Raw genomic sequence first — 10,147 nt, forward strand, 5'->3', positions numbered from 1 at the left:
ATGAGCTGCTCGGCAAGTTGCCCGAGTTCGCGGCGGCGATCGTCGCCGTCGTGCAGGGGCTACTCGCGGGCTGAGGCCGCGCATTCGAGGTCGCCGACGACGAGTCGGCGATCCTGGAGCGCTGTGTCCGCCGGCGTCGTTTCGATCAGGGTGGGGCTGGCAGTGGCCGCTCGGACGGATCGCTCGTAGTTTGTAATGGTGACCGCAACTCAGGATCGGCCCGCCACCGTCGGTGAACTCCGCGCGAGTGGGCATCGTCAGCTCTCCGTCAAACAGGAGATTCGGGAAAACCTGCTCGCCGCGCTGCGCGATGGGCGTGACCCGTGGCAGGGCATCGTCGGCTTCGAGGACACCGTTATCCCGCAGCTCGAGCGTGCGCTCATCGCCGGGCACGATGTGGTGCTGCTCGGTGAGCGCGGTCAGGGCAAGACTCGTCTGCTGCGCACGCTGAGCGTCCTTCTCGACGAGTGGACGCCGGTGATCGAGGGCTCCGAGCTGGGCGAGCACCCGTACGAGCCGATCTCGCCGGCCTCGGTCCGCCGCGCTGCCGAACTCGGTGACGACCTGCCGGTGGCCTGGCGGCACCGCAGCGAGCGCTATGCGGAGAAGTTGGCCACTCCCGACACCAGCGTCGCGGACCTGATCGGTGACGTCGATCCGGTGAAGGTGGCCGAGGGCCGCAGCCTCGGTGATCCGGAGACGATTCACTTCGGTCTCGTGCCGCGAATGCACCGCGGCATTGTCGCGATCAACGAGTTGCCCGACCTCGCGGAGCGCATCCAGGTGTCGTTGCTCAACGTGATGGAGGAGCGCGACATCCAGGTGCGTGGTTATACGCTGCGCCTCGACCTCGATGTGTTGCTGGTCGCGAGCGCGAACCCGGAGGACTACACGAACCGCGGACGGATCATCACCCCGCTCAAGGACCGATTCGGCGCCGAGATTCGCACGCACTATCCGCTGATCCTCGACCATGAGATCGCCGTCATCCGGCAGGAATCGCATCTCGACGCGACGGTGCCGGACTATCTGCTCGAGGTGCTGGCGCGGTTCACTCAGCTGCTGCGCGAATCGACCTCTGTGGACCAGCGTTCCGGTGTCTCCGCCCGGTTCGCGATCGCCGCTTCGGAGACGGTCGCGGCGTCGGCGGTGCATCGCGGCGCGATTCTGTCCGAGGCCGAACCCGTTGCCCGGCCGGTCGATTTGGGCACCGTGATCGAGGTACTGCGCGGCAAGATCGAGTTCGAGTCCGGTGAAGAAGGGCGCGAGATCGAGGTGCTCGAGCACCTCCTTCGCCGCGCCACGGCCGATACGGCTCGGGAACGGCTGGGCGGCATCGACTTTGCCCCGCTCGTCGCGGCGGTGGATCAGGGTGATCCGGTGATCACCGGTGAGCGAATCACCGCCAAGGCGCTGCTGGCCGAGCTTCCCGAGCTGGCCGTGCTCGACGAGGTAGCGAAGCGGCTCGGCGCGAACTCCGACGGCGAGCGCGCCGCCGCGGCCGAAATGGCCTTGGAGGGTCTGTATCTCGCGCGCCGGATCTCCAAGGTCGCCGGTGACGACGGGCAGTTGGTGTACGGCTGATGAGCGCCGAGTCGGTGCGCTGGCCACACGGACCCGCGGCGCGCTACGTCCCCTACGACGGCAGCGACCCGCTCGCGCCGCCGGTCGATCTGCGCGAGGCGCTCGACGCGATCGGTGAGGACGTGATGGGTGGGGCATCGCCGCGGCGGGCGTTGCAGGAGTTGCTGCGCCGTGGCACCGACCGGATGCGGGGTCTCGACAAGCTGGCTCAGCAGGCGAACCAGCGCCGCCGGGAGTTTTTGCAGCGCAACAACCTCGATGGCACGCTCGCCGAGGTAAGGAAGCTGCTCGATGCGGCGGTACTCGAGGAGCGCAAGGAACTCGCACGCGCGCTCGATGACGACGCGCGCTTCGCCGAGATGCAAATGGCTGAGCTGCCGCCGTCGACGGCCCAAGCGGTGCAGGAGCTTTCGGACTACGACTGGCGCAGCGACGCCGCGCGGGAGAACTACGAGAAGATCCGCGATCTGCTCGGTCGGGAGATGCTGGACCAGCGATTCTCCGGCATGAAGCAGGCGCTCGAGAACGCCACCGACGAAGACCGCGAACGCATCAACGAGATGCTCAACGACCTCAATGATCTGCTCGACTCGCATGCCCGCGGTGAGGACACCGACGAGCAGTTCCGCGAGTTCATGGACAAGCACGGCGAATTCTTCCCGGAAAACCCGCAGAATGTCGAGGAGCTTATCGACTCGCTCGCCGCGAGAGCCGCTGCGGCGCAACGGCTGCGAAATTCGCTGACCCCGGACCAGCGCGCGGAACTGGACGCGCTCGCGCAGCAGGCGTTCGGCAGCCCGTCGCTCATGCAGCAGCTCGATCGGCTCGATTCGAACCTGCGCTCGGCGCGGCCCGGTGAGGACTGGGAGTCCTCGCAGCGGTTCCGCGGCGACAATCCGATGGGGCTCGGCGAAGGCACCGCCGCACTGCAGGAGATCGCGGAGCTCGAGGAACTCGGGGATCAGCTCGGCCAGCAGTACGCGGGCGCGCAGCTCGACGACGTGGACCTCGACGCGCTGGCGCGCCATCTCGGCGACGAAGCAGTTGCCGACTTGAAGACTCTCGCCGAGCTGGAAAAGGCGTTGCAGCGCGAGGGTTTCCTGGACAAGGGTGCGGACGGGCAGTGGCGGTTGTCGCCGAAGGCAATGCGCCGGCTCGGCGAGGCGGCGCTGCGCGACGTCTCGGACCAATTGTCCGGCCGAGCGGGGCAGCGGGAGAACCGCCGGTCCGGCGTGCTCGGTGAGCCAACCGGCGCGAGCCGCCCCTGGGAATTCGGTGACACCGAACCGTGGGACGTCACACGCACCATCACCAATGCGGTGCTGCGTAATCCGGGGCACGTGCCGGTGCGGCTCGAGGTGGTCGATGTCGAGGTTACCGAGACCGAGCAGCGATCCCAGGCCGCAGTTGCGTTACTCGTCGACACGTCGTTCTCGATGGTGATGGAGGGCCGCTGGGTGCCGATGAAGCGCACCGCGCTCGCCCTCAATCACCTTGTCACGACGCGGTTCCGCGGCGATCACCTGCAGCTGATCGGGTTCGGCCGCCACGCGCGGACGCTCACCACGTCCGAGTTGGCCGGGCTCGACGGCGCCTACGAGCAAGGCACCAACCTGCACCACGCGCTGATGCTCGCGGGACGGCACCTTCGCCGCAACCCGAATGCGCAGCCCGTCGTGCTGGTCGTGACCGACGGCGAGCCGACCGCACACATCGAGCCGGACGGATACGCCCAGTTCGACTATCCGCCCAGCATGCGGACGATCGCACTGACCGTCCGAGAACTCGACAACCTCACGAAGCTCGGCGCGCAAGTGACCTTCTTCAAGCTCGGTACCGATCCGGGGCTCGCGCGGTTCGTGGACCGGATGGCACGCCGCGCGAGCGGCCGAGTGGTCTCGCCCGATCTGGACGGACTCGGCGCGGCCGTTGTCGGTGACTACATGCGCTTGCGGAAGCGCTGACGAGGCACGCTGCGGGCCTTAGGCTCGCAGCGTGACCGCTGATGGTGGTGGCTTGATTTTTCGGCCCGACCCGAATCTGACACCACGGCAGCGGCGTGCGCTCATACGGCGGGCTTTTTTCCGGCCGCTGATCACGGCCGGGCTGCTACTGGTGATGTATGCGGTCGTGCCGTTGTCGGAGTTCGACGATCGGCTCAATCTGTTCATGCTGATCGGCGTGCTGGTGGTGTTCGGCCTCGTCGTGTGGTGGCAGATCAACAGAATCATGGCGTCGGACCGTCCGGTGCTGCAGGCGGCGGAAGGGCTTTCGGCGGCGCTGCCGGTGTACCTGCTCGGCTTCTCGGCGCTCTATTTCGTGATGTCCTCAGAAGACCCAGGCTTGTTCTCCGAGGAGTTGACGCGCATGTCGGCGCTCTACTTCACGGTCACGGTGTTCGGCACCGTCGGGTTCGGTGATATCACCCCGACAACCGACCTGTCGCGCGGTGTCGTGACTGGTCAGATCGTCTGCAATCTACTCATCATCGGACTCGGCGGACGCGTGCTCTACGGCGCAATCCAGCACGGGGTCGCGCGCCGAGACGCCGCCGCCGCGGCCGCGGCGGCGCCCGCGGACGGGGCCGAACCGGTTCAGTAGGAAGAATCGCGGGATATTTAACGACCTGGACGCGCGAGGGCGTCAGTTCGGATTTCACAAGTTAACAACTGGTCGCTTGACCTATTTGTACTGCTCCAGCCCCAGTGAGTAGGTGGCCGCCAAGCGGGTCGTGGTATCGCCCCCGACGTCCATTCAGCATTCCCGGATCGAGAATGCCAGTTAACTTAGCTCTTGTGTGCCGATACCGTTCTGTGACACACTCCACACCGCACCGTGTCCTATGAGGGGGATCACCGGCCGGCGCGGAAAGGGGTGGGGCGAACGTGGTGTCGACCGAAACCGCTTCGGACAGGACCGATCTCGACGAGTCCGTGGAGTGGGTCAAGGGCTATTGGCGCGGTCACCCTCGTCGGTCGGTGGAGACGCTCGGCCGACAGGCCGCGATGGGCGCGACAGCCATCGCCGAGCTGTTCCGCTCCATGCTCGCGCGTCGCTTCCCGTTCGGGGAGTTCATCCGGCAGTGCGCGTTCATGGTCAGCGTCGCCGCCGCGCCGACACTGCTCGTCGCCATCCCGGTCGGCGTTGTCGTATCGATCCAGGTCGGTTCGCTCGTGAACCAGGTCGGTGCGACGACATTCATCGGCGCCGTGATCGGGCTCGGCATCATCCGTCAGGGCGCGCCGCTGGTCACGTCGCTGATGATCGCGGGCGCGGTGGGCTCGGCGATCTGCGCGGACCTCGGCTCGCGCACTATCCGCGAGGAAATCGACGCGATGCGGGTGATGGGCGTGGATCCGATGCGCCGCCTCGTCGCCCCGCGCATCCTTGCCGCGGTCATCGTCAGCGCGCTGCTGTGCGGCTTCGTCGTGTTCGTCGGATTCCTCGTCGGCTACATGTTCAACGTGTACGTCCAGGCGGGCACGCCCGGTTCGTTCATTGACACCTTCGCCTCATTCGCGGTCGCGAACGACCTGATCATTGCCGAGGTCAAGGCGATGATCTTCGGTGTCATCACAGCAGTGATCGCGTGCGATACGGGCCTGCACACACGTGGTGGCCCGGCCGGCGTGGCGAATTCGGTGAACTCCGCGGTCGTTGCGTCCGCACTCATGCTGTTCGCCGTCAACATCATCATCACGCAGATCTACAACACCCTCTTCCCAAGCCAGGCGGTTTGAGTTGGCCAGCACCTATGTTTCCCCGGTCCTTGCGCCACTGGTCGCCGCCCGCGAGGTGGTGCTCGCGCCGAATCGCACCCTGCAGCGCATGGGTCATCAGATCATCGTCCTCGGCCAGGCGCTCGCGGCGATTCCCTTCACCGTCAAGAACTATCGGCGTGAGGTCGCTCGGCTCATCGCCGATGTGACGTGGGGCAACGGCTCCCTTGTCGTGGGCGGCGGGACCATCGGCGTCATCGCAGTGCTGTGCGCGTTCGGTGGCATGACCGTTGGCATGGAGTCCTACAGCGCGCTGAGCCTGTTGTCGATGAGCCCGCTCACCGGTGCTTTGTCCGCGTTCGCCACAACGCGCGAGATCGGGCCGATCCTCGCGACACTCGCCTTCGCGATCCAGGCCGGTTGCCGCTTCACCGCCCAACTCGGTTCGATGCGGATCTCCGAGGAGATCGACGCGCTCGAGTCGATCGCGATCCGGCCGCTGCCGTACCTGGTCACCACCAGGATGATCGCGGCGATGGTGGCCATCGTGCCGCTGTACGTTCTCGGACTCGCGATCGCTTACGGTACAACGCAACTCACCGTGCTGTTCATGGGCGGCACGTCGGCGGGCACCTACGCGCACTACTTCTATCAATTCCTGATCGGCACAGACATCTGGTTCTCGCTGATCAAGGTCATTGTGTTCACGATGCTCGCCACCTTCGTGCAGTGCTACTACGGCTACGTCGCGAGCGGCGGGCCGGAGGGCGTGGGTGTCGCCGCCGGGCGCGCACTGAAAATGACGATCGTCGTCGTGGTTTTCGCGAATCTGTTTCTCACTCTGGCGATCTGGGGCATCGATCCCGGCATCACGATTTCGGGCTAGGGGCGGGGAATGATTCAGGACCCGAGCGGACGGGGACCGTCCGGACTGCAGCTGACCGTCGCCGGCATTGGCAGCGCCCTCGTGCTGCTTTCGCTGCTCTTCCTGTTGGGGCTGCGCTATACGGGCGCATTCGAGGAGCAAACAGAAGTCACCGCGCTACTCACTTCGACAGGAGACGGCCTCCCCGCGAACGCGGACGTGAGGTACCGCGGGCTCATCGTCGGATCTGTGTCCAAGGTCGACATCGTCGACAAGGGCGAGTTGCAACACGTGGACATCGAGGTCGACCCGCATTTCGCCGAATCGATTCCGAACAGCGTCACTGCGCGGGTCGTCCCAGCCAACATCTTCGGTGTTACCGCGGTCGAGTTGGTCGACAACCCTGCAGGAGGCCCTGCGCTGACCGATGGGTCGACGATCACCGAGGATCACAGCGAGGCGACTGTGCTGCTGCAGTCGACTCTCACCACGCTGCGGAACGTGCTCAACCGCGTCCAGCCCGAACGACTGGGCCGCGTGTTGGCCACCCTCGCCGATGCACTTGATCCCGCTGCGCGCGTGCCCGGTTCGACGATCGAGCGGCTCGATGTCTGGTTGACCTCGGTCGACGCATCCATCCCGGACCTCGGTGAGCTGCTCGGCGACTTCGGCGCGGCGACGGCGGGACTGAACGAATCGGCACCGGAGTTGGTCGACGTGCTCGCCTCGTCGGTGCAGAGCTCCGAAACCATCGTGTCGCGGCGCGATCGCCTCGTCGAGATGCTCGCAAGTGCGGGCGGCACGGTCGACACGGTGAACACGCTGTTCGCCCGCAATCCCGATTCCGGCAAGGAACTCGTCGTCGGTCTCGATCAGGTATTCGGTTCGCTCGCCGCCGATCCCGATGCCCTGCCGTACACGGCGGCCAACCTCAACTCTGCCCTGAACAAGCTGGGCGCGACATTCAGTTGGGGGCCGAGCAAGCAGATGGTGTGGGTCATGGACGTCTCGTTCACACCCTTCAAGCAGTACACCGCTGCGGATTGCCCGCACTACGGGGACCTGTACGGTCCGCGCTGCGGCGGCCCAACCGTGCCGACAGTCGCTCCGCCGCAACAGTATCCGCCGCAGATGCTGCCGCAGCGGCTCGCCGCTGCGGGTCCTGCGCCGGTCATCGCGCCGATCGCTCCGCCGGCCGCGCCACTGCTTCCCGGACTGCCCCCGCTTCCGGCCCTACCGGCGCTGCCCGGCCTGCCGAAGTTTGAGCTACCCGGAATCGTGCGGCCCGCCGCGGCCCTGCGCGGTCCCGCCGCCGTCGGCGCGATCGTGGGCGCGCGTCCCACCGTGTCGCAGTTGCTGCTGCTCGAGCCCGCCCTTGCCGGCGGCTCGCTCACCGTCGTCGAAGGGAGTGCCTGACATGCTGCGAACACGCAAGGCGCTCGTCATGTTCAGTCTGTTCGCGATCGTCGCGCTTTCGCTGACTTACATCATGTGGTCAACCCTGCTCCGCTCGATCGACGGCGAAACGAACGAGTACACAGCCACTTTCACCGATGTGCTCGGGCTGCGCTCCGGGGACGATGTGCGCATGGCCGGCGTGCGGGTCGGCCGCATCGAGTCCATCGATCTCGATGACGCCAACCATCCACGCGTGACGTTCAAGGTGCAATCCGATCAACACCTATACGGCAACACCAAGGCGTTGGTGCGGTACCAGAACCTGATCGGGCAGCGGTATGTCGCCCTCGTGCTGGGACCGGGCGAGGCGGAGCCGTTGCCCGACGGTGGCGAAATCCCACTCGAACGCACTGAGGGGTCGTTCGATATCTCGTCGCTGCTCGGCGGTTTCCAGCCGCTGTTCTCGATGCTGCAACCGGACCAGGTGAACTCCCTCGCGGACACCCTTGTGCAGGCACTGCAGGGCGACGGCGTCTCGTTGAGCGCCTTGATAACCGAGGCCGCCGGGCTCGCGTCGACGTTCGAAGAGCGCGATGCCATTCTCGGCAGTGTCATCGACAACCTCGGTGTGGTGCTCGCAGGTCTGGCGAATCGCAGTACCGAGCTGCAGACGCTCATCGCGCAGACTCGTTCGCTGGTCGACGGGTTGTACAGCCAGGGTGAGCTGCTGAAAATTTCGGTGGACACCGTGGCCGGCTCGACCGACTCGCTCGTGCAGATGATCGGTGATGTGAAGCCGGGTATTGCCCGTGCGTCCGACACCGCCACCACCGGTATCGGACTGCTCATCGCCAACGGCGCCGCGCTCGACAGGGCCGCGATCGAGTTGCCGGAAGTCCTCACGGGGCTCGCTCGTTTCACCAGCTTCGGTGCCTACGGCAATGCGTACCTGTGCACCCTCGACGTGTCGTTGTGGGGCGTTCTGCTGCCGCGCGGAATTGTCTCCCAGGTCGGCGGTACCCAGCATTCGGAGGTGTGCCGGTGATGTTGAAGAAGGACCGCACCGGGCCGACGCTGGCCGGAATCCACGAGCGTCTAGATGCACTGCCGCGACCGGATTTCGAGACCCACCGGCATTTCTGGCTCGGTATCGCCGTGAGTCTGTCCGTGATCGTCCTGCTGGTCGGCGCGAGCGCGCTGTCCTACATCCGGGTGGGCGACAAATCGGTCGAGGTGGAGTTCGCGCAGGGCGCGGGCATGCGGCCCGGTGACACGGTTGACGTCGGCGGCGTCGAGGTCGGCCGCGTGCAATCGGCCCGCATCGACGGCGACCACGTGGTGGCGACGCTCCGGATCCGGGACGATATTCGGCTCGGTCCCGACGCGCGCGCGGCGATCGAGATGTCCACGATCCTGGGTCGCATTCACATCGATCTCGCACCGGGCGATGGAAAGGGACTGCCCGGCAACCGGATTCCGCTCGGCAACACCGACGTGCCGTACAACCTCGCGAAGGTCGTAAACGACCCCTCCTACAAGACTCAGTTCGAGCATCTGGAACGGATCGACCCGCAGAAACTGCGCGCCGCTCTCGACGTACTCAACGAACAGATGGGCGGATCGGCGGCCCTCACCATCGACGCGGTCAACAGCATCGGCTCGCTGGCCGGGGTGATCACTCAGCGCACCCAGCAGGTCGACGGGCTGCTGAAGAACCTCGACACGGTCTCGGAACTGGTGTCGGACAACCGCAACAGCGTGCTGGTCCTGCTCTCGCGCGGTGAGGCGGTCGGCAAGGCGGTGCAGCTCCGACAGGATCTGGTTCGGCAGTTGCTCGACAACGTGGCGGCGCTGTCGAAGATGCTGCAGGACCTCGGCGCCGAGAACAACAACCAGCTCGGTTCGCTGATCGACAACCTGGATGTGATGTCGCAAGGCCTGGAGAAGAACCGGGAAAATCTCGACCGGCTTTACCAGATGATGCCGGTCACCATGCGGCAGTTCAACAACGTGCTCGGCAATGGTCCCTACGGCGAGGTGTACGCCCCGTGGCTGTTCCCGGACAACTGGCTGTGCTTCGCGCAAGTGGTGCAGGGGTGCAAATGAAATCGCAACGAGGTCGATCGATTCGGCTGTGGGGGAAGGTCTTCGCGCTCTGCGCGACGGTGGCCGCGATGTCCGGGTGTTCTCTCGTGCCCGACAGCATCGCGTCGCTGCCGAATGAGTACCTCGCGGAGCGGATCCGGTTCACCGCAGACTTCGAGAACGTCGCCGGCGTCTACGAGGGCAATGACGTCTCGGTGCTCGGGCTGCCGGTGGGACGCGTCGACAAGATCGAGGCCAAGGGCAGCTACGTCGAGGTCGCGATGTCCATCGACAAGAACGTGAAGGTCCCGGCAGAGGCCATCGCCGCGACCGTGTCTCCGCAGCTGATCACCAACCGGCACGTCGAGCTCACCCCGGCCTACTCCGGTGGCCCGACGCTGGCGGACGGCGACCACATCCCGCTCGCACGCACCCGCACCCCGGTGGAACTCGACCGCATCCTGGCGAATTTCGACCAGCTCGGGGCAGCGCTCGA

General features: G+C 65.9%; 9 protein-coding genes. All 9 read left to right on the plus strand.

Going from position 1 to position 10,147, the window contains the following annotated elements; genetic code table 11:
* Positions 1–195: 195 nt before the first annotated feature.
* Positions 196–1,584, plus strand: a complete 1,389-nt coding sequence (locus A8G08_RS04975; protein WP_425394528.1) for a sigma 54-interacting transcriptional regulator — start codon at positions 196–198, stop codon at positions 1,582–1,584.
* The gene (locus A8G08_RS04980; protein WP_068270947.1) at positions 1,584–3,548 is read left to right on the plus strand and encodes a vWA domain-containing protein; all 1,965 of its coding nucleotides are present in this window, start codon (positions 1,584–1,586) and stop codon (positions 3,546–3,548) included. Before A8G08_RS04975 ends, A8G08_RS04980 begins: the two co-directional genes overlap by 1 nt.
* Before the next feature lie 31 nt (positions 3,549–3,579).
* Complete coding sequence (locus A8G08_RS04985) at positions 3,580–4,185, plus strand: potassium channel family protein (RefSeq protein WP_245672659.1); 606 nt, start codon at positions 3,580–3,582, stop codon at positions 4,183–4,185.
* A gap of 287 nt (positions 4,186–4,472) precedes the next feature.
* The gene (locus tag A8G08_RS04990; RefSeq protein WP_425394529.1) at positions 4,473–5,324 is read left to right on the plus strand and encodes an MlaE family ABC transporter permease; all 852 of its coding nucleotides are present in this window, start codon (positions 4,473–4,475) and stop codon (positions 5,322–5,324) included.
* Position 5,325: 1 nt separating this feature from the next.
* Complete coding sequence (locus tag A8G08_RS04995; protein WP_245672661.1) at positions 5,326–6,189, plus strand: MlaE family ABC transporter permease; 864 nt, start codon at positions 5,326–5,328, stop codon at positions 6,187–6,189.
* A 9-nt stretch (positions 6,190–6,198) separates the two neighbouring features.
* Positions 6,199–7,584 carry an MlaD family protein gene (locus tag A8G08_RS05000; RefSeq protein ID WP_068270953.1) on the plus strand — a complete coding sequence of 462 codons (1,386 nt, stop codon included), beginning with the start codon at positions 6,199–6,201 and terminating at the stop codon, positions 7,582–7,584.
* A gap of 1 nt (position 7,585) precedes the next feature.
* Positions 7,586–8,611 carry an MCE family protein gene (locus tag A8G08_RS05005; RefSeq protein ID WP_068270956.1) on the plus strand — a complete coding sequence of 342 codons (1,026 nt, stop codon included), beginning with the start codon at positions 7,586–7,588 and terminating at the stop codon, positions 8,609–8,611.
* Positions 8,611–9,672: an MCE family protein gene (locus A8G08_RS05010; RefSeq protein ID WP_084435958.1), complete on the plus strand. Its 1,062-nt coding sequence runs from the start codon at positions 8,611–8,613 to the stop codon at positions 9,670–9,672. Before A8G08_RS05005 ends, A8G08_RS05010 begins: the two co-directional genes overlap by 1 nt.
* The coding region (locus A8G08_RS05015) for an MlaD family protein (protein ID WP_157108411.1) at positions 9,669–10,147 on the plus strand (479 nt) is incomplete at its 3' end. The genes A8G08_RS05010 and A8G08_RS05015, both read left to right, overlap by 4 nt.

The sequence above is a fragment of the Aldersonia kunmingensis genome, assembly GCF_001646865.1.
GTDB classification, from domain to species: Bacteria; Actinomycetota; Actinomycetes; order Mycobacteriales; family Mycobacteriaceae; genus Aldersonia; species Aldersonia kunmingensis.

What these genes read in the sequence shown, in the direction of transcription:
- A8G08_RS04975 (WP_425394528.1), top strand. Translation starts at nt 196, where the DNA reads ATGGTGACCGCAACTCAGGATCGGCCCGCCACCGTCGGTGAACTCCGC.
- A8G08_RS04980 (WP_068270947.1), top strand. Translation starts at nt 1,584, where the DNA reads ATGAGCGCCGAGTCGGTGCGCTGGCCACACGGACCCGCGGCGCGCTAC.
- A8G08_RS05000 (WP_068270953.1), top strand. Translation starts at nt 6,199, where the DNA reads ATGATTCAGGACCCGAGCGGACGGGGACCGTCCGGACTGCAGCTGACC.
- A8G08_RS05005 (WP_068270956.1), top strand. Translation starts at nt 7,586, where the DNA reads ATGCTGCGAACACGCAAGGCGCTCGTCATGTTCAGTCTGTTCGCGATC.
- A8G08_RS05010 (WP_084435958.1), top strand. Translation starts at nt 8,611, where the DNA reads ATGTTGAAGAAGGACCGCACCGGGCCGACGCTGGCCGGAATCCACGAG.